Raw genomic sequence first — 19,187 nt, forward strand, 5'->3', positions numbered from 1 at the left:
GACGGCACGCGTCGTCGCCGCGTCAGCGATACGACAGCGCTGTGCGGCAGGCTTGGGCCATCCCGGTCGGGGGACCGGGGTGCAGGACTTCTCGGGTCCGCGTCAGCGGATACGCGATCACTGGGGGTCGGGTGGCCCGCACCGCGACGGTGCGGGCCACTCGTCTTTTTTGTCCGGTTCGGCGAAGTGTAGACCTCCTGGTCGGTCAGACGCCGTAGATCGCTTCGATGTCCTGCTTGTACGTGGACGCCACGACCGAGCGCTTCAGCTTGAGGCTCGGCGTGATCTCGCCACCAGCCTCGGTGAAGTCCACCGGCAGGATGCGGAACTTCTTGATCGCCTCGGCCTTGGACACCGCCTGGTTGGCCTCGTCCACCGCCGCCTGGATCTCGGCGCGGAGCACCTCGTCGTCCACGAGGTCCGCCACGGTGGCCGTCGCCGGCTTGCCGTTCTGCTCGCGCCACGTGGGGAAGAACTCCGGGTCGATCGTGATGAGCGCCCCGATGAACGGCTGCGCGTCGCCGACCACCATGCACTGGCTGATCAGCGGGTGGGCGCGCAGGCGGTCCTCCAGCACGGCGGGGGAGACGTTCTTGCCGCCCGCGGTGACGATGATCTCCTTCTTGCGGCCGGTGATCCTGACGAAGCCGTCGGCGTCGAGCTCGCCGAGGTCGCCGCTGTGGAACCAGCCGTCCTCCAGCGCCTCGGCCGTGGCGGTCGGGTTGTTCCAGTAGCTGCGGAACACCACGCCGCCCTTGATCAGGATCTCGCCGTCCTCGGCGATGCGCACCGAGGTGCCGGCCACCGGGCGGCCCACCGTGCCGACGCGGAACGCCGTCTCGGTGTTCACGCACGCCGCCGCGCTGGTCTCGGTCAGGCCGTAGCCCTCCAGCACCGGCACGCCCACGCCGCGGAAGAAGTGCGCCAGCCGCGCGCCCAGCGGGGCGCCGCCGGACACCGCCGCGATGCACCGGCCGCCCAGCGCCGCCTGGAGCTTGCTGTAGACGAGCTTCCCGAACACCGCGTGCTTGAGCTTGAGGCCCAGGGGGATGCTGCCGGTGTCCATCGCCTCGCTGTACGCCACCGCGGTCGCCTCGGCGGCGTCGAAGATCTTGCCCTTGCCGCCGGCGTGCGCCTTCTGCTTCGCGCCGTTGTAGACCTTCTCGAACACGCGCGGCACGGCCACCACGAACGCCGGCCGGAACGACTGGAGGTCCTCCATGAGGTTCGTCACGTCGGCGGTGTGGCCGAGCGTGACCCGGGCGTAGACGCCGCACAGCGCGATGGCGCGGGCCAGGATGTGCGCGAGCGGCAGGAACAGCAGCAGCGAGTTGCCCGCCTGCATGAGCTGCGGGAACGCGCTGATGTCGGCCCGGATCTCGGACAGCAGGTTGTAGTGGGTCAGCTCGCAGCCCTTGGGGCGGCCGGTGGTGCCGGAGGTGTAGACGATCGTCGCGGTGTCGTCCGCGCCGACCTCCTTGCGCCGGGCGCGGGCGTCGTCGTCGGACACCGAGGCGCCGAGCGCGGTCAGCTCGTCGATCGCGCCCGCCGCGTCGCCGGACGGGCCCTCGACCTGCCAGATGTGCCGCACCTCGGGCAGGCCGGCCACGACCGAGTCGACCGAGGCGCGGTGGACGGCGGTCTCCACGAACACGGCCTTCGCGCCCGAGTCCGAGAGGATCCACTCCACCTGCTCCGCGGAGGACGTCTCGTAGATCGGCACGACGACGCAACCGGCGTGCCAGATCGCGAAGTCGAGCAGGGTCCACTCGTAACGGGTCTTCGACATCAGGCCCACCCGGTCACCGGGTTGGAGCCCCGCCGCGACCAGCCCCTTCGCGACCGCGAGGACCTGGGCGGCGAAGTCGCGGGCGGTCACGTCCACCCACGTGCCGTCCACGCGGCGGCGGAAGCTGACGGCGTTGCCGAAGCGCTCCGCGTTCGCCCACACCATGTCGGTGAGGTTCTCCTCGGCGGCCACAGTGGTGGTGGCGGGAACGCTGAACTCGCGCACGTCGACCTCCGGACGTTGTTTGTTACCGGTGGGGAAACTTAGCCTGTGATTCCGGCGATACACCAGGCCGGGGCGTGGTTCCGTGACCGTGTCGTGGCACTCTTGCCACCCGTGCCCACCGTTGACGTCGTGGACGAGACCTTTCTCGCGGTGCCCCCGGCCGTGGTCGCCGCCGCCTTCGCGCCGCCCTCGACGTGGCGCGAGCTGTGGCCCGACCTGACCCTCGACGTCTACCTCGACCGGGGGACGCAGGGGTTGCGCTGGACGGTGGGGGGCGCGTTGGTCGGAACGATGGAGGTGTGGCTGGAGCCCGTCCTCGACGGGACCCTGCTGCACTACTTCCTGCGTGCCGACCTGCCCGGCGAGCCGTCGCCCAAGCGGGTCCGGCAGGAGGTCAGGCGCCGCCAGTTGGCCGCCAAGGGCGTGTCGCTCGGCCTCAAGGCGACCCTGGAGGCCGGTCGGCCGCCCGGGGTCGCGCCGGCCCTGCCGTAGATTCGGACATCGTGCGGGTTCACGTCGTCTCGGATGTCCACGGCAACGCGGAGGCCCTCGCGCGGGCCGGGGACGGCGCCGACGCCCTGGTGGTGCTCGGCGACCTGGTCGACTTCGTCGACTACTACGACCACGGCAAGGGCATCCTCGGCCGGGTCTTCGGCCCGGAGAAGGTCGAGGTGTTCGCCCGGCTGCGGCGCGGCAGGGCGGGCGCGGAGACCGTGCGGTACATGCGATCGCTGTGGGCCGGCCTGGACAACGCCGCGGAGGTGGTCCGCGAGGCCGTCCAGGAGCAGTACGCCGAGTTGTTCTCCGTGATGACCGCCCCGACCTACGCGACCCCCGGCAACGTCGACGACCCCGACCTGTGGCCGGACTTCGCCCGCGACGGCGTGCACGTGCTGGACGGCGAGGTCGCCGAGATCGGCGGACTGCGGTTCGGCTTCGCGGGCGGCGCGGTGCTGCACCCCGGCTTCGTGCCCAACCGGCGCGGCCCGTGGCGGCCCTACCTGCGCACCGAGGAGGACTTCGGCGCGGCCCTGGCCGGCCTGGGCGAGGTGGACGTGCTGTGCACGCACGTGCCGCCCGCGGTGGCCGAGCTGACCTACGACGTGGTGGCCCGCCGGCCCGAGCTGGGGTCGCCCTCGCTGCTGGGGGTCATCGAGCGCGACCAACCCCGCTGGTCGGTGTTCGGGCACGTCCACCAGCCGCTGGCGCGGCGCGTGCGCGTGGGGTGGACGGAATGCGTCAACGTCGGCCACTTCCAGCGCACCGGCACGCCCCACGTGCTGCGATGGTGAGGCCGACGACCGGGTAGCCTCCCCGGCATGGCCGACGAGTCCACCCAGTCCATCGTCATCGACGCGACGCCCGAGGAGATCGTGGCGGTCATCGCCGACTTCGACGCGTACCCCGAGTGGGCCAACGGCGTGAAGCGCGCCGAGGTGCTGGAGACCGGGGCGGACGGCCGCGCGGCCCAGGTGAAGTTCAACATCGACCAGGGTCCGATCAAGGACGAGTACGTGCTGGCCTACGACGAGTGGTCGCCCGAGCGCATCTCGTGGCGCCTGGTCAAGGGCCAGATGCAGAAGTCGCAGGAGGGCAGCTACGCGCTGACCCCGAAGGGCGGCTCGACCGAGGTGGTCTACACGCTGTCGGTGCAGCTGGTGGTGCCGATGATCGGCCTGTTCCGCCGCAAGGCCGAGAAGATGATCATGGACACCGCGCTCAAGGAACTCAAGCGCAGGGTGGAAAACGCGTAGATGACCGCCCGGCTGCTGCTGTTCACCGGCAAGGGCGGGGTCGGCAAGACCACCCTGGCCGCCGCCACCGCCACCGCGCTCGCCGCCGGTGGCCGCAAGGCGCTGGTCGTGTCCACCGACCCGGCGCACTCCCTGGGCGACGCGCTCGACGTGCCGCTGTCCGGGCAGGTCGCCGAGGTCGACGCGGGCCTGTGGGCCGCCCAGGTCGACCCCCGCGCGCTGGTCGACGACGCGTGGCGGGACCTGCGCGGGCACCTGCGGACCGTGCTCGCCGGCGCCGGCGTGGACGAGCTGGACGCCGAGGAGCTGACCGTGCTGCCCGGCGTCGAGGAACTGCTGGCGCTGTCGGAGGTGCGGCGGCTGGCCGAGCGCGGCCCGTGGGACGTGGTGGTCGTCGACTGCGGCCCGACCGCCGAGACGTTGCGGCTGCTCGCACTGCCCGAGGCGTTCGCCTCCTACCTGGAGCGGCTGTTCCCGACCCACCGCCGCGTGGTGCGCGGCCTGCTCGCCGGCGTGGCGGGCAGCACGTCGGTGGAGAGGTGGGACGCCACCGCCGACGCGCTCGGCAGGCTCGCCGAGGAGCTGGAGCAGCTGCGCGACCTGCTGACCTCGCCGACGACCGCCGTCCGCCTCGTGCTGACCCCCGAACGGGTCGTCGCCGCCGAGACCAGGCGGACCGTGACGGCGCTCGCCCTCCAGGGCATCCGGGTGGACGGCGTCGTCGCCAACCGCGTCGTCCCGGACCCCGGCGACGACCGCGGCCCGGCCGCCGACTGGCTGCGCACCCGCCGCACCGAGCAGGACGCCGTGCTCGCCGAACTCGCCGACCTGGCCGCGCTGCGGACGGTCGGGCACCGGGCCGCCGAACCCGTCGGCACGGCCGCCCTGCTGGACGTCGCCGAGGGCCTCTACCGGGGGCGCGACCCGCTGGAGGGCGAGGCCGGCGACGGCCCGCTGCTGGAGGTCGTGCGGACCGGCGAGCGGGAGTACACGCTGCGCGTCGCGCTGCCCGTGGGCGACTCCGAACTGGACCTGGCCCGGGTCGGCGACGACCTGGCCGTGACCGTGGACGGCCGCCGCCGGCTCGTCGCCCTGCCGTCGCTGCTCAAGCGCTGCCTGGTGACCGGCGCGGAGCTGGACGACACCGGGCTGGCCGTGCGGTTCGAACCCGACCCCGACCTGTGGATGCGGTGAGGCACGTGGACACCAAGCTCGCCGAGGAACTGCGCCTGCTGCTCGACGCCGCCGCCGAGAGGGCCCAGCCGTGGCTGCACCGGGTCGCCCAGCAGGACGTGGGCCGGTCCGGTGACGGCGGGCACGACGCGCGCACCTGCGGCTGGTGCCCCGTGTGCAACGCCGTGGCGCTGGCCCGCGGCGACGGCTCCGAGCTGGCCTCGAAGGCCGCCGAGCACCTGGCCGGCCTCATCGCCGTGCTGCGCGCCGCGCTCGCCGAACCCGAGCGGGCCGCCCCTCCCGAGGAGGAGGCGCGCCCGGAGAAGCCGCGCGTGCAGCACATCCCGGTGGTCCGCCGCGCGCGGGGACAGCAGTGCTGACCATCGGCGTCGACGTCGGCGGGACGAGCGTCCGCGCCGGCGTGGTCGACGGCGACGGCGCGGTCCTCGACACGGCGCGCGCGGCGACCCCCAGCGGTGAGGAAGCCCTGGAGGAGGCCATCGGCGCGACCGTCGCCGAGGTCGCCTCGCGGCACCGGGTGGCGGCGGTGGGCCTGGCCGTGGCCGGGTTCGTCGCCTCCGACCGCCGCACGGTGCGGTTCGCGCCGCACCTGGCGTGGCGGCAGGCGCCGGTGGCGGACCGCATCGCCCGCCGCGTCGGCATGCCCGTCGTCCTGGAGCACGACGCGAACGCCGCCGCGCTCGCCGAGCACCGGTTCGGCGCGGCCCGCGGCGCCCGGGTGGCCGCGCTGGTGGCCATCGGCACCGGCATCGGCGGCGCGCTGCTCGTCGACGGCGAGGTGTTCCGCGGCGCGCACGGCGTGGCGCCGGAACTCGGCCACCTGCGGCTCGTGCCCGGCGGCCGGCCCTGCCCGTGCGGCAAGAACGGCTGCTGGGAGCGCTACTGCAGCGGCACGGCGCTGAGCACCACCGCGGTCGAGCTGCTGGCCCGCCACCCCGGCGCGTCGACCCTGCTCACCCGCGAGGCGCTGGGCGACTCCCGCGCGGTCACCGGCCGGCGCGTCGCCGCCGCCGCCCGCGACGGCGACCCGCTCGCGCTGCGCGCCGTGGCCGACCTGGCCCGCTGGCTCGGCGAGGGCCTGGCGCTGGTCGCGGACGTGTACGACCCGGAGGTCGTGGTGATCGGCGGTGGGGTGTCGGAGTCCGCACCGCTGTTCCTCGACGACGCCCGCGACCACTACGCGGCCGTGGTGACCGGCGCCGGTCACCGCCCGCTGGCCCGCATCCGGCCCGCGCAGCTCGGCGACGACGCGGGCATCGTGGGCGTGGCGACGCTCGCCCGGAACGTGGCCGACCGCACCGCGCGCAACGGTCGGACCCGCTGAGCCGCGGGCGTTCCGCGTACAGTCGCGTCATGCGCACCAGCGGTGTCCCGGGCTGTGGGCCGGTGTCATCGCCCGACGTGTCGGGGTCGGCATGAGGACCGGCGCGCCGAGCGGGCACGCGGGCTACTTCCACGAAACGGCGTTCTACGGCAGCGACGCCGGCTTCCGCGACCTCGTCGTCCCCTTCCTCGACGAGGGCGTCGCGCACGGCGAACCGGTGCTGGTGGCGTGCGGCGCGGCCAACGAGCGCCTGCTGCGCGAGGCGGTGTCCGACCTGTCGGGCGTCGTGTTCGTGCCGCGCACCGAGCAGTACGACCGCCCGACCGAGGCGATCATCGCCTACCGCAAGCTGTTCGCCGAGTACGCGGGCGCGCCCCAGATCCGCGTGGTGGGTGACGTTCCCCACCCCGGCACCGGCGCGTCGTGGGACTGGTGGGCGCGCTACGAGGCGGCGGTGAACCAGGTCTTCGCCGAGTTCCCGCTGTGGGGCCTGTGCCCCTACGACCTGCGCACGACCCCGGCGGGCGTGCTGGTGGACGTGCTGCGCACCCACCCGCACCTGACGGGCGCGGACGGCGGGCACGCCGCCAACCCCGAGTACTCGGCGTCCTGGACGTGGCCCGACGTCGCCCCCGACCCGCTCCAGGCCGTGCCGCCCACCGTGGTGCTGACCGACCCGTCCCCGGCCGAGGCCAGGCACGCGGTGACCGCAGCGGCCTCGGCCACCAGGCTGACCGGGGACGAGCGCGACGACATCGTGTACGCGACCAGCGAGGCCGTGACCAACGCGCTGTGCCACGGCAAGCCGCCGGTGTCCGTGCGCGCCTGGGCGGGCCGCGCGCGCCTGGTCGTCGCGGTGACCGACCGCGGCACGGGCCCGTCGTCGCCACTGGCCGGCCTGGTGCCCACCACGGACACCACGAGCGCGGGCATCGGCCTGTGGCTCACCCACCGCACGTGCCGCGACGTGGCGCTGGTGCGCGACGACGAGGGCTACACGATCCGCCTGACCGTGGGTTCCTGACGGCCCGAGGCGCTGCCGCCGGCCCGGGGGTCGCAGGTCGGGGTGCCGCAGGTCGGGGTGCCGCCGCCGGTCAGAGCACCGCCCCGTCGTCCCAGCCGGAGTCCGGCGGCGGCCCGTTGCGCATCCGCAGCACCAGCCACCCCGCGCCCGAGCACATCACGACCAGCGCCAACGGCGTCCCGATCGCGCCGGTCAACCCGAACAGGCCCGGTGCGACCAGCAGCACCACGCCCAGCAGGATCAGCACCAGCGCCGCGATCGTCCCCGGCCGCAGCACGGGCAGCGGCGGCGGCTCCGGCGGCACGTAGTGGTCGTCCGGGTCGTCGTCGGGGTCGTCCTCGGCGGTGGCCACCGCGGGCCCGCCCTCGGGGCGCGTCGGCTTCACCGGCTCGGCCTCGTCCTCCGGCTCGGTGTCGTCCACCTCGTCGTCGGACCAGGCGCGCCTGCCCACGCCCTCGCGTTCCAACCCCGCCACGATCTCGGCGAAGGTCGCGTCCACGTCCTCGGGGCCGTCGGTCGGGTCGCGTCGGGAGTTCATCGGCGTGCTCCAGCCCTCCGGGCCCTTCACAGGCGGGTACCAGGTCCCATCGTCCCACGGCGCGGTGTGTCGCGGATCGCGCCAAGTGGCCGATCAACGGACCGTACCCCTTCCCCACGGGTCTTCGTTGTGCCGTGTGGTGTCGGCTCCGTAGGCTGGCGTGGGGATCAAGCACGTCGAGGAGGCGCTCCCAGCGGTGCTGTACTGGTTGATGAAACACATCTTTCTCGGGCCGCTCCTGAAGCTGTTCTTCCGACCCCGGATCATCGAGGGCGCGGAGAACATCCCCAAGGAGGGCGGAGCCATCCTCGCGAGCAACCACCTCGCGGTCTCCGACTCGTTCTTCCTCCCGCTCAAGCTGTCGCGCCGGGTCACCTTCCCGGCCAAGATCGAGTACTTCACCGGCAAGGGCCTCAAGGGCGCCTTCCAGCGCTGGTTCTTCTCCGGCGTCGGCCAGGTGCCGATCGACCGGTCGAGCGCCTCGGCGGCCCAGGGGGCCCTGGACACCGGCGTGCGGATCGTGCGCGAGGGCAAGCTGCTCGGCATCTACCCCGAGGGCACCCGCTCGCCGGACGGCCGGCTCTACAAGGGCAAGGTCGGCGTCGCGTGGATCGCCCTGGAGTCCGGCGCGCCGGTCATCCCGATCGCGATGTTCGGCACGGACAAGGCCAACCCCATCGGCTCGAAGATGTGGAAGCCGTACCCGATCCGGATCAAGATCGGCAAGCCGCTGGACTTCTCCCGCTACGAAGGGCTGTCCGGCGACCGGTTCGTGCTGCGGTCCATCACCGACGAGATCATGTACGCCCTGATGGAGCTGTCCGGGCAGGAGTACGTGGACGTCTACGCGGCCAAGGCCAAGGAGGCGCCCGGCTCCGCCGGGAAGGCCGCCGACAAGCCCGCGCCCCCCGACCGGCTGCCCGAGACGAAGGCGGGCTGACCAGCACCCCGGCGAACCGCACCCCTAGGGTGTGCGCGTGCGGTTCTTCTACGACTGTGAGTTCATCGAGGACGGGGTCACCATCGACCTCGTCTCCATCGGGGTGGTCGACGAGGAAGGCCGCGAGTTCTACGCCGTGTCCACCGAGTTCGACCCGGCGAAGGCCGGGCCCTGGGTGCGGGCGAACGTGCTGAACCAGCTGCCGCCGCCCTCCAGCCAGGTGTGGCGCAGCCGGGAGCGGATCAGGAACGACCTCCTGGAGTTCCTCGGCGGCGCCAAGGCCAACCGGGACGACATCGAGCTGTGGGCGTGGTTCGCGGCCTACGACCACGTGGCGCTGGCGCAGCTGTGGGGCCCGATGCCCGCGCTGCCCCGCTCCCTGCCGCGCTTCACCCGCGACCTCCGGCAGCGCTGGGAGGACGTGGGCAAGCCGCGCCTGCCTCAGCCGCCCGCCGACGCGCACGACGCGTTGGCCGACGCGCGGCACAACCTGGCGAGGTGGAAGGTGATCGAGCTGGAGCGCCTGCGCCGCGGGTTCTCCCAGCGTTGACGCGGCGTTCTCCCGTTCGTCACGTCCGGTGGGTGGACCCTGCCTTGCTGCACCGATCCAGCACGTGTCACGCTTGGGTGACCCGCGCCACGAGAGAGATTGGCTAAGCAAATGCGTATTGGTGTGCTCACCGGCGGTGGCGACTGTCCCGGCCTGAACGCGGTCATCCGCGGTGTGGTCCGCAAGGGCATCGAAGCCCACGGCTGGGACATCGTGGGCTTCCGCAACGGGTGGCAGGGGCCGATCGAGAACCTGACCAAGCCGATCGGGCTCGCCGACGTCGAGGACATCCTGACCCGGGGTGGCACGATCCTCGGTTCGTCGCGCACCAACCCGTACAAGGTCGAGGGCGGTGTCGACCGCATCCGCGAGGTGCTCAAGGAGAACGGCGTCGACGCCCTGATCGCCATCGGCGGCGAGGACACCCTGGGTGTCGCCAAGCGCCTGACCGACGACGGCATCGGCGTCGTGGGCGTGCCGAAGACCATCGACAACGACCTGGGTGCGACCGACTACACGTTCGGCTTCGACACCGCCGTGCACATCGCGACCGAGGCGATCGACCGGCTCCGCACCACGGCCGAGTCCCACCACCGCGCCCTGGTCGTCGAGGTCATGGGCCGCCACGCCGGCTGGATCGCGCTGCACTCCGGCCTCGCCGGCGGCGCGAACGTGATCCTCGTGCCCGAGCGCGAGTTCAACGTCGACCAGGTCATCGAGTGGGTGGAGCGCCGCTTCGAGCGCCAGTACGCCCCGATCATCGTCGTCGCCGAGGGCGCGGTCCCGCAGGGCGGCGCCGAGGTGCTGCACTCGGGCGAGAAGGACGCGTTCGGCCACGTGCGGCTGGGCGGCGTCGGCACCTGGCTGGCCGACGAGATCGCCGCGCGCACCGGCAAGGAGTCCCGCGCGGTCGTGCTGGGCCACGTGCAGCGCGGCGGCGTCCCCACCGCGTACGACCGCGTGCTCGCCACCCGGTTCGGCCTGCACGCCGTGGACGCCGTCGCCGAGGGCGACTTCGGCGTCATGGTCGCGCTGAAGGGCACGGACATCGTCCGCGTCAAGCTCGCCGAGGCGACCGCCGAGCTGAAGACCGTCCCGCTGGAGCGCTACCAGGAAGCCGAAGTCTTCTTCGGCTAAACCCCGCCTCCCCGCTCAGGCCCCCCGAACCCCAGGTCCGGGGGGCCTGAACGCACGACACGCCCGACCCGGACTTACGACACGCGGGTCCCGGACTTACGACACGCGCGTGTCGTAAGTCCAGGCCGGGCGAGTCGTGCGTTCAGGGCCCGTGTGTCCTAAGTCCGGGTCAGGGGGTGAAGGCGTTCAGGTGCAGGTAGGCGGCGAACGTGCCCAGCCAGTGCTCGGCGTAGTAGCCGTGGCCGAAGACGTGGCGGAGGCCGGCGGCGCGGTGCTCGGCCGCGGCGGTGCGGGCCAGGTCGGCGTAGCGGTGGGCGGGCGGCAGGGCCTCGGCCACGGCACGCCACTGCCAGGCGCGGGACAGGGCCAGGCCGACCAGGTGGGAGCCGTGCGGGTCGCCCGGGTCGTCCACCGGCACGGGCTCGCGCAGCACCTTCCAGCGCGCCTCCTCCAGGTCCGGCAGGAACGCCTCGAACCACGCGGTGAACTCGTCCGCCGGAAGCACGCGCCGCATCAGGTCGGCCTCGGTCAGCGCCGGGGACAGGAAGTCGGACGCGTCCGGCTCGAACCCGCCGTACCCGGCGTCCTCGCGGTGCCAGCGCAGCGCCGCCCCCGCGCACGCCGCCGCCAGCTCCGAGTCGCCCACCGCGCGCGCCGCGTCGAGCACCAGCCCCGTCGCGAACGCGGTGTTGCCGTGCGTCCCGGTCCGCACCGGCAGCCGCGACCCGGCCACCTTCACGAGATAACGGTCACGCAGCACCGTGCTCAACGGCGCCAGCCCAGCCGCCCACGGCGAGCCCCACGTGCGCAGCTCCGCGTCCAGCACCAGCAGCCACGCCCATCCGTAGGGCCGCTCCCAGAACCCGCCGCCCGGCCCGTCGAAGAACGCCGCCTCGACCTCGGCGTTGGCCCGGGTGATCAGTCCGTCGAGCGTCCGGCGCGCCTCGTCGGCACCCGTCACGGAGGGCCGCACCCGCAGCAGCCGGACCGCCAACCAGGTCTGGTGCACGCACGAGTGCCAGTCGAACGACCCGGCGAAGATCGGGTGCAGCACCCGCTGCGGGACCAGGTCGGCGTCGGAGGAGACGACGTGGTTCCAGTGCACGGGGTGGTCCCGGCGCACGTTCTCCACCGCGGTCGCCAGCAGGCGCGCCGCAGTGTCGTCATCCAATCGGGTGTCGGGCATGGGCCACATCATGCACAGCCGGACCCGGGTCCGTCTCTCCATGTGGACGGCTATCTTTAACGTGTGAACTGGACCGTGGACGTGCCCGTGGACACGCTTCCCGAGCTTCCGCCCCTCCCGCCCGAGCTTCGCGACCGGCTCGACGACGCGCTGGTCCGCCCGGCCGCGCAGCAGCCGGAGTGGCCGGACGCGGAGCAGGTGCGCCGCGTGCGCGCCGTGCTGGAGAGCGTGCCGCCCATCACCGTGCCCGCCGAGATCGACCGGCTGCGCGACAACCTCGCCGAGGTCGCCCGCGGCGAGGCGTTCCTGCTGCAGGGCGGCGACTGCGCGGAGACGTTCGCGGACAACACCGAACCGCACATCCGCGCGAACATCCGGACCCTGCTCCAGATGGCCGTCGTGCTCACCTACGGCGCGAGCCTGCCGGTGGTGAAGATCGGCCGCATCGCGGGCCAGTACGCCAAGCCGCGCTCGTCGGGCATCGACGCGCTCGGCCTGCCGTCCTACCGCGGCGACATCGTGAACTCGCTGGTCCCGACGCCCGAGGCGCGCGTGCCGGACCCGGGTCGCATGATCCGCGCCTACGCCAACGCGGCCGCGGCGATGAACCTGCTGCGCGCCATGACCAGCGCGGGCATGGCCGACCTGCACCGCCTGCACGACTGGAACAAGGACTTCGTGCGCACCTCGCCGGCGGGCGAGCGGTACGAGGCGCTGGCCGGCGAGATCGACCGGGGCCTGCGGTTCATGTCGGCGTGCGGCGTGAGCGACACGTCGCTGCACACCACCGAGATCTTCGCCTCGCACGAGGCCCTGCTGCTCGACTACGAGCGGGCGCTGCTGCGCCTGGACGCGACCGACGAGCGGCAGCCGCGGCTGTACGACCTCTCGGCGCACTTCCTGTGGATCGGCGAGCGGACCCGGCAGCTGGACGGCGCGCACATCGCGTTCGCCGAGCTGCTGTCCAACCCGATCGGCCTGAAGATCGGCCCGACGACGACGCCGGAGATGGCCGTCGAGTACGTCGAGCGCCTCGACCCGCACAACCAGGCGGGCCGGCTCACGCTGATCAGCCGCATGGGCAACGGCAAGGTGCGCGACGTGCTGCCGCCCATCGTCGAGAAGGTCACCGCCTCCGGCCACCAGGTCATCTGGCAGTGCGACCCGATGCACGGCAACACGCACGAGTCGTCCACCGGCTACAAGACCCGGCACTTCGACCGGATCGTCGACGAGGTCCAGGGCTTCTTCGAGGTGCACCGCCGCCTCGGCACGCACCCCGGCGGCATCCACATCGAGCTGACCGGCGAGGACGTCACCGAGTGCCTCGGCGGCGCGCAGGAGATCTCCGACCTGGACCTCGCGGGCCGCTACGAGACCGCGTGCGACCCGCGCCTGAACACCCAGCAGTCGCTGGAGCTGGCGTTCCTCGTCGCGGAGATGCTGCGCAGCTGATCCCGACCCCGGTACGCGCGGCGGCCCCCGACCTCACGAGGTCGGGGGCCGCCGCGCGTACCGGGGTCGGCTAGAGCGCGATCAGGGTGATCTGGGTGTCCTTGGGCACGCGCTGACCGGCGCGCACGGACTGGTTGACGACCTTGGCCCGGTCGCGGCCGTTGAACTGCACGTCCACCTTGAGGCCGGCCTTCTCCAGCGCCTCCTTGGCCTCCTTGACCCGCTTGCCCTCGACCTGCGGCACGGTCACCGCGTTCGACAGGAACACGGTCACCCGCCGGTCGGTGCCCGACACGTTCGAGCCCGCGCCCGGGTCGGTGCGCACGACCTTGCCCGCGTCGACGGACTCGGAGAACTCGGCCGGCCCCTCCACCGGGTCGAACCCTGCCGCGGACAGCTCGCCGAACGCCTCGTCCTTCGACTTGCCGGTGACGCTCGGCACGGGCTTCGGCTGGGGGCCCTTGCTGAGCACGATCGACACGGTCGAGCCGATCGGCACCGGCGTGCCGGGGGCCGGGTCGAGCGTCACGACCTTGCCCTTGGGCACGCGGTCGCTGAACGACTCCTTGGTGGGGTCGACCTTCGGTTGCAGCCCGACTGACCTGATCTCCTGCTCGGCCGCCGCCACCTCGACACCGGACTGCACCTGCGGCACCACGGGCTTGCCCGCGGACACCACGACCCGCACCAGCTCGCCCCGCGTGGTCTCGGTGCCCGCCGGCGGGTCGGCGCTGATCACCTCGCCCGCGGGCACCGTGTCGCTGTTCTCCCGGCGCACGGTGTGCTTGAGCGAGGCGCCGGTGATCAGCGCGATGGCGGTGTCCTCCCGCTGGCCGACCAGCTCGGGCACGTTGGTGACCCGGCCGATCGTGAACCACCAGGTGGTGACGCCCACGAGGAGGGTGGCGACCGCGACGACGCTGATCACGGTGATGAGCTGGCGCTTGCCGCGCGCCTGCATCTCCGCCTGGAGCTGCTCGGGCGTCTTCTTCTTCGGCGCACGCCGGGGGCGCGGCCTCGGCCTGGGGGCCGTCCGGGGCGCCTCGACGGGTGGCACGGGCTGGAACGCGCCGCGCGGGATCGCCCGGGTGCCCTGCGGGCCGGTGGCGGGCGTGACGAGCGGGTTGGGCCGGTGCACGGGCACCGTCGGGTCGGCGAACGCCGTGCCCACCGCGGCACCGACCCGCACCGGCTGCACGCGCACGGTCTGCTCGGCGGGGCCGGGCGCGGGGATCTGCCGGGTGCCCGGTTCGACGAAGGCCGTCGGCTGGGGCGTGATCGGGTGCAGGACGGTCCGCCCGTCCGCGGAGGGCCCGGCCTCGGCGGCGGGGTCGGCGGGCGACGCCGCGGCGGGCACCGGCACGTCGGCGCTCACCATGCCGAGCCGGGCGCGCACGGCCTCCACCTCGGCCAGGAACGACTCGGCGTTCGCGGGCCGCAGGAAGGGCTCCTTGCGGGTGGCCCGGCGCACCAGCTCCGCCACCTCGGCCGGCACGTCCGGCACCGGCGGCACCTCGTCGTTCACGTGCCGGTACGCCACGGAGATCGCGTTGTCGCCCACGTACGGCGGCGTGCCGGTCAGCATCTCGTACAGCAGGACGCCGGCCGAGTACACGTCGCTGCGGGCGTCCGTGTTGCCGGTGGTGACCTGCTCGGGCGAGAGGTAGGCGACCGTGCCGAGGATCACCGAGTCGCTCGTCACGCCCGCCGTGGACACCGCCCGCACCAGGCCGAAGTCGGCGACCTTCACCGCGCCGCCGCGCCCGATCAGCACGTTCTCCGGCTTCACGTCGCGGTGCACGAGGTCGGCGCGGTGGGCCGCGGCCAGCGGCGAGAGCACCTTCTCCAGCACGGTCAGCGCCAGCGGCACGTCGAGCACGCGGCGCTCGTTGAGCAGGTCGCGCAGCGTGCCGCCCTCGACCAGCTCCATCACCAGGAAGACCCGGTCCTCGTCCACGCCCTGGTCGTGCACCTGCACGACACCGGGGTGGTGCAGCTTCGCCGCGGCTCGCGCCTCGCGCTCGAACCGCGCGACGAACTGCGGGTCCGCGGAGAACCTCGGGTCCATGACCTTGATGGCCACGGCGCGCTCCAGGCGGGTGTCCACACCGCGGTACACGGAGGACATGCCGCCCCGGGCCACCAGGGCACCGACCCGGTAGCGTTGTTCGAGCAGCCCGCCGATCACGTTCGTCGCCGACCTTTCCACAGCCGTGGATCGTACGGTGGGGTGGTGCCGATCGGAGCTGTGTGCCGAATCGTCGCACGCGCGCGTGTGGGGTCCGCGTCAAAGTCGCACGAAACAGGGGGTGTCCGCGAGGTGACCCGCAGGTGCACCCCCACCACCCGGTTGGCGCAGGGCGTTGCTCCCGGCGTTGTGGCATCGTGACGCACGTGAGTGCGATTCCTGCCGCTGCGGATGTGCTGGCTCCCGACCTCGAGGTCCTCGACCTCCCCGAGGTCGGCGAGCGCCTTGGCCTGCCGATCAACCGTGTCCACCAGCTGCTGCGCGACGGTCAACTCCTCGCGGAGCGCCGGAACGGGGTCCTCGTCGTCCCCGCCGACTTCCTCGCCGCCGGAGGCGTGGTGAAGGGGCTGCCCGGCACCATCACGGTGCTGCGGGACTCCGGCTACTCGACCGAAGAGATCCTCCGGTGGCTGTTCACCGAGGACGAGACCCTGCCGGGCACGCCCATCGAGGCGTTGCGCGGCGACCGCGGCCGTGAGGTGAAGCGGCGCGCCCAGGCGATGGGCTTCTAGGAACGCTCCTCCCCCTCGACCGGGACGATCGTCGTCCGGGCGGCCCCACCCCGGGTCGCCCGGACGACGCGTTCCGGTGCTCACCCGCGCCCGGTCACGTGTACCGGCTCGACAGCTTCAGCGGGTCGGGTCGGGTCAGCGAGGCGCACGCGAGCGCCGACACCAGCGCGGTGCAGGCCAGGTAGCCCCACGAGTACAGCGCCGTGTCGCCGTTGGGGTAGGTGACCAGCAGCATCCACACGGAGAAGAACGCGCCGGCCTTCAGGGCCGTCCCGGACCAGTGGAACGCCGCCGCCATCACCAGCGGCCAGCTGAAGTACCAGGGCAGCGTGGCGGGGGACAGCAGCGCGACGGCCAGCATGGTGATCGCGGCCCGCCGCACCGCGTCCGGGCCGCCGTCCTGCGCCGCCCACCACTGCCGCCACGCGATGTAGACGAGCAGCAGCGCCCCGAGGCCGCGCGCGATCGTCATGAACCAGCCCGGTTCGACCCGGACGAACGAGTCGACCACGGTGTGCGCGAAGTCGCCGACCGCGCTGGGCAGCGACAGCCAGTTCACGATCGTGGACGACGAGCTGAGCGCGGGTATCCAGCCGAGGTCCAGCCCCGAGACCAGGGTGGTGGCGGCGAACACGGCGACGAACACGGCCACGCCGCCCGCGATGGCCTTGCCGAGCTGGGCCGTGCGCGACCCGTGCAGCCGCCGCGCCCAGACGAGGATGAGGAACGGCAGGGCGACCGCGGCCGTGGCCTTCACCGCGAACGCGAGCGTCACCACGGCCAGCCCCAGGACGTGCCTGCGGTCGAGCACGAGCAGCACGCCGGCGGCCAGCAGGCCCACCATGAGCAGGTCGTTGTGGGCCCCGCCGATGAGGTGCACGAGCATCAGCGGGTTCGCCGCGGCCACCCACAGCGCGGTCGCGGGCCGCCCGCCCAGGTGCCGGGTGAGGCCCGGCAGCGCCCAGCAGAGCAGGAACAGGCCGCACGCCAGCACGAACCGCATGACGACGACGCCGCCGATCACGCTCGCGCCGGTGGACCAGACGACGCCCTCGGCGAGCATCAGGAACAGCGGCCCGTAGGGCGCGGGCGTGTTCTGCCACACCCAGCTCACGTTGTCCGACAGCGGGCTCTGGAGCACCGCCGGGCCGACCGAGTACGGGTCCAGGCCGTTGAGCGCGATCTGCCCCTGGGCGAGGTAGCTGTAGATGTCCTTGCTGAACAGCGGTGGCGCGAACAGGAGCGGCAGGGTCCAGGCGACGATCGCGGTGAGCACGGCGGCGCTGCCCACGTGCCCGTTGCGGACCATCCGGCCGAGCCTGATCCACGACCAGATCACCATGCCGAGGCCGATGTAGAGGACGGCGGTGGCCAGGTCGTGGCCGTGGCCGTACCTGATCCAGCTCAGCGAGGTGTCGGTGAGCAGCGGGTCGCGCTTGAGGATCGCGCCCGCGCCGGTCCCGCCCAGCGCGACCAGCATGACGCCGGCCACGCCCAGCAGGATCGTGCGGATGGGGATGCCGCCGGGGTCCGGTCGATCCCGCGCCTGGGTAGCCGACGACCGCACCGGCTCGACAGGTGCGGCGCTCGATCGGGGAGGGGACGGGGTCGCGGCCATCGCGGGAACATCGTTGCACAAGCCCAGGAGGGAGCGGCACGTGATGGTCCAACCTGGTGACAGGCTCGTAACACCCGGAGCGATCCTCGCACGTGGCGCTCACCCGGGCGAGTGACCACATGGAGTATTCGACGTGGGCGTTCATCCGGTTCGGGTGAGGCGGGGGAGCCCGTCAGGAGCGCGCGTGCACCCGGGACGACAGCGGGAGGTGCCGGCGGGAGCCGGCGCCCTGGCCGGTGATCCGCTGCGCGGCGAGCTTCCCGGAGATCAGCACCGGCGGCACGCCCACGCCCGGCGTGGTGCCGCAGCCCGCCAGCACCGCGTTGTCGAGCACGAGGTTGCGCGGCCGGAACGGCCCGGTCTGCGCGAACGTGTGCGCCGCGGAGAACGGGGTGCCGGCGACCAGGCCCATCCCGGCCCAGTCACGCGGGGTGACGAGCTGCTCCACCTCGATCGAATCGCCGAACCCGGTCAGGCCCCGTCGTTCCAGGACGCCGACGAGTTCGTCCCGGTAGGCCGGGCCGACGCGCTCCCAGTCGATCGGGCCGGTGCGCAGGTTCGGCGCCGGGGCCAGCACGAACATGCCCTGACCCTCGTCGGGCGGGGCGGTGACCAGCAGCGACGGGTCGCTCATCAGCGTGCCGCGGCGGGTCAGCTCGTCGAACGTCCGGTCCCACGCGTCGCCGAAGAAGATCGTGTGGTGGGCCAGCTCGGGCCAGGTGCGCGGCACGCCCGCGTGCAGCACGACGGCGGAGGGGGACCAGGTGATCGGCAGCGGGCGGCGCGGCTGGTGGCCGAGCAGCCGGTAGGAGGCGGGCAGGTCGGGGGTGAGCACGACCGCGTCGCACGGGATGCGCTCGCCGTGGGTGGTGCGCACGGCGGTCACCCGGCCGCCGATCCGCTCCAGCCACGCCACCTGGGTCTGGTACCGCAGGTCCGCTCCCGCGTCGGTCGCCGCGGCGGCGAGGGCGTCCGGCAGCGCCCGCATCCCGCCGCGCGGGTGGTGGACGCCCGCGACGGTGTCCATGTAGGCGATCACGGCGTAGGCGGCGAGCGCGCGGCGGGGCGGCACGCCCGCGTACAGGGACTGGAAGGAGAAGACGCGTCGCAGCCGCTCGTCGTGCAGGAACCGGGCGACGGACGGGCCGAGGCGGCCGAACCCGCGCAGCGCGGCGAGCCGGGCGAGCTGGGGGGTGAGGAGGGACAGCGGCGAGTCGAAGTTCGCCCCGATGAACGCGTCGCGCTCCACCCGGTACAGCTCGGTCAGCCAGCGGCGGAGGTCGCGGTAGCCCAGCGCCTCGCGCGAACCGGCGAACCGGCGCACCTCGGCCTCCATGGCGTCCGCGTCGGCGTGCACGTCGAGAACGGAGCCGTCGGCGAACCTGGCCCGGTAGGCCGGGTCCACGGGGAGCAGGTCGAGCCGGTCGCGCAGCGAGTCGCCCACCGCGTGCAGGGCCTCGTCGACCAGCTCGGGCATGGTCAGGACGGTGGGGCCGGTGTCGAAGCGGTAACCGCCGAGGTCGAGCCGCCCGGCCCGGCCGCCGGGCACGGCGTCGCGCTCGACCACGGTGACGCGGCGGCCCGCGCCGAGCAGGTGCAGGGCCGCGGACAGGCCCGCGAGGCCCGCGCCCACCACGACCACGTGGTCGGTGGGTCCGGTGACGGTGCGCGTCCGCGTCGTGCGTGGGGGCAT

Annotated in this window: 18 protein-coding genes; 12 read left to right on the forward strand and 6 right to left on the reverse strand. The window is 73.3% G+C overall.

The window, feature by feature from the left end; genetic code table 11:
• Positions 1-205 precede the first annotated feature (205 nt).
• Entirely contained in the window at positions 206-2,014 is a 1,809-nt protein-coding gene (locus tag J2S66_RS36310) for an AMP-dependent synthetase/ligase (RefSeq protein ID WP_310314164.1), read from the reverse strand.
• 111 nt (positions 2,015-2,125) lie between these two features.
• On the opposite strand from J2S66_RS36310, the gene J2S66_RS36315 reads away from it, so the two are divergent.
• The 7 genes from J2S66_RS36315 to J2S66_RS36345 all read left to right on the forward strand — a co-directional run bounded on the left by J2S66_RS36315 (position 2,126) and on the right by J2S66_RS36345 (position 7,310).
• The gene (locus J2S66_RS36315) at positions 2,126-2,506 is read left to right on the forward strand and encodes a polyketide cyclase / dehydrase and lipid transport (RefSeq protein ID WP_374726177.1); all 381 of its coding nucleotides are present in this window, start codon (positions 2,126-2,128) and stop codon (positions 2,504-2,506) included.
• Positions 2,507-2,517: 11 nt separating this feature from the next.
• Entirely contained in the window at positions 2,518-3,306 is a 789-nt protein-coding gene (locus J2S66_RS36320; protein ID WP_310314168.1) for a metallophosphoesterase family protein, read from the forward strand.
• 27 nt (positions 3,307-3,333) lie between these two features.
• Positions 3,334-3,768 carry an SRPBCC family protein gene (locus J2S66_RS36325; RefSeq protein ID WP_306746971.1) on the forward strand — a complete coding sequence of 145 codons (435 nt, stop codon included), beginning with the start codon at positions 3,334-3,336 and terminating at the stop codon, positions 3,766-3,768.
• A complete protein-coding gene (locus tag J2S66_RS36330) occupies positions 3,769-4,962 on the forward strand; it encodes an ArsA family ATPase (protein ID WP_310314172.1) in 1,194 nt (397 codons plus the stop codon).
• Positions 4,963-4,967: 5 nt separating this feature from the next.
• Positions 4,968-5,321: a hypothetical protein gene (locus J2S66_RS36335; RefSeq protein WP_310314176.1), complete on the forward strand. Its 354-nt coding sequence runs from the start codon at positions 4,968-4,970 to the stop codon at positions 5,319-5,321.
• On the forward strand, positions 5,315-6,286 hold the full coding sequence (locus tag J2S66_RS36340) for an ROK family glucokinase (protein WP_310314179.1): 972 nt from the start codon (positions 5,315-5,317) through the stop codon (positions 6,284-6,286). The genes J2S66_RS36335 and J2S66_RS36340 overlap by 7 nt, the downstream gene beginning before the upstream one ends.
• A 91-nt stretch (positions 6,287-6,377) precedes the next feature.
• Entirely contained in the window at positions 6,378-7,310 is a 933-nt protein-coding gene (locus tag J2S66_RS36345; RefSeq protein ID WP_310314183.1) for an anti-sigma factor RsbA family regulatory protein, read from the forward strand.
• A gap of 70 nt (positions 7,311-7,380) precedes the next feature.
• On the opposite strand, the gene J2S66_RS36350 is transcribed toward J2S66_RS36345, so the two are convergent.
• Entirely contained in the window at positions 7,381-7,848 is a 468-nt protein-coding gene (locus J2S66_RS36350) for a hypothetical protein (RefSeq protein WP_310314186.1), read from the reverse strand.
• A 196-nt stretch (positions 7,849-8,044) separates the two neighbouring features.
• Here J2S66_RS36350 and J2S66_RS36355 point away from each other — a divergent pair, with 196 nt between their 5' ends.
• The 3 genes from J2S66_RS36355 (at position 8,045) to J2S66_RS36365 (ending at position 10,475) form a co-directional block, all read left to right on the forward strand.
• Positions 8,045-8,788, forward strand: a complete 744-nt coding sequence (locus J2S66_RS36355) for a lysophospholipid acyltransferase family protein (protein ID WP_310315369.1) — start codon at positions 8,045-8,047, stop codon at positions 8,786-8,788.
• Positions 8,789-8,825: 37 nt separating this feature from the next.
• A complete protein-coding gene (locus J2S66_RS36360) occupies positions 8,826-9,338 on the forward strand; it encodes a polyadenylate-specific 3'-exoribonuclease AS (protein ID WP_310314190.1) in 513 nt (170 codons plus the stop codon).
• Between the two features lie 111 nt (positions 9,339-9,449).
• Positions 9,450-10,475 (forward strand): 6-phosphofructokinase, encoded by a 1,026-nt coding sequence (locus tag J2S66_RS36365; protein ID WP_310314192.1) that lies wholly within the window; start codon positions 9,450-9,452, stop codon positions 10,473-10,475.
• A gap of 169 nt (positions 10,476-10,644) precedes the next feature.
• Here J2S66_RS36365 and J2S66_RS36370 read toward each other — a convergent pair whose 3' ends face one another.
• Complete coding sequence (locus J2S66_RS36370) at positions 10,645-11,661, reverse strand: DUF2891 domain-containing protein (protein WP_310314195.1); 1,017 nt, start codon at positions 11,659-11,661, stop codon at positions 10,645-10,647.
• Between the two features lie 63 nt (positions 11,662-11,724).
• On the opposite strand from J2S66_RS36370, the gene J2S66_RS36375 reads away from it, so the two are divergent.
• Positions 11,725-13,116 (forward strand): class II 3-deoxy-7-phosphoheptulonate synthase, encoded by a 1,392-nt coding sequence (locus J2S66_RS36375; RefSeq protein WP_306746962.1) that lies wholly within the window; start codon positions 11,725-11,727, stop codon positions 13,114-13,116.
• 70 nt (positions 13,117-13,186) lie between these two features.
• On the opposite strand, the gene J2S66_RS36380 is transcribed toward J2S66_RS36375, so the two are convergent.
• Positions 13,187-15,325, reverse strand: coding sequence for a Stk1 family PASTA domain-containing Ser/Thr kinase (locus tag J2S66_RS36380; protein WP_310314199.1), 2,139 nt, complete (start codon positions 15,323-15,325; stop codon positions 13,187-13,189).
• Between the two features lie 185 nt (positions 15,326-15,510).
• Here J2S66_RS36380 and J2S66_RS36385 point away from each other — a divergent pair, with 185 nt between their 5' ends.
• Positions 15,511-15,876 (forward strand): Rv2175c family DNA-binding protein, encoded by a 366-nt coding sequence (locus tag J2S66_RS36385; protein WP_306746960.1) that lies wholly within the window; start codon positions 15,511-15,513, stop codon positions 15,874-15,876.
• A gap of 94 nt (positions 15,877-15,970) precedes the next feature.
• Here J2S66_RS36385 and mptB read toward each other — a convergent pair whose 3' ends face one another.
• Together mptB and crtI are read right to left on the reverse strand one after the other, a co-directional pair.
• Positions 15,971-17,443, reverse strand: coding sequence for a polyprenol phosphomannose-dependent alpha 1,6 mannosyltransferase MptB (gene mptB, locus J2S66_RS36390; protein WP_310314202.1), 1,473 nt, complete (start codon positions 17,441-17,443; stop codon positions 15,971-15,973).
• A 223-nt stretch (positions 17,444-17,666) separates the two neighbouring features.
• The gene (gene crtI / locus J2S66_RS36395; RefSeq protein WP_310314205.1) at positions 17,667-19,187 is read right to left on the reverse strand and encodes a phytoene desaturase family protein; all 1,521 of its coding nucleotides are present in this window, start codon (positions 19,185-19,187) and stop codon (positions 17,667-17,669) included.

The sequence above is a fragment of the Saccharothrix longispora genome, from assembly GCF_031455225.1.
GTDB classification, from domain to species: Bacteria; Actinomycetota; Actinomycetes; order Mycobacteriales; family Pseudonocardiaceae; genus Actinosynnema; species Actinosynnema longispora.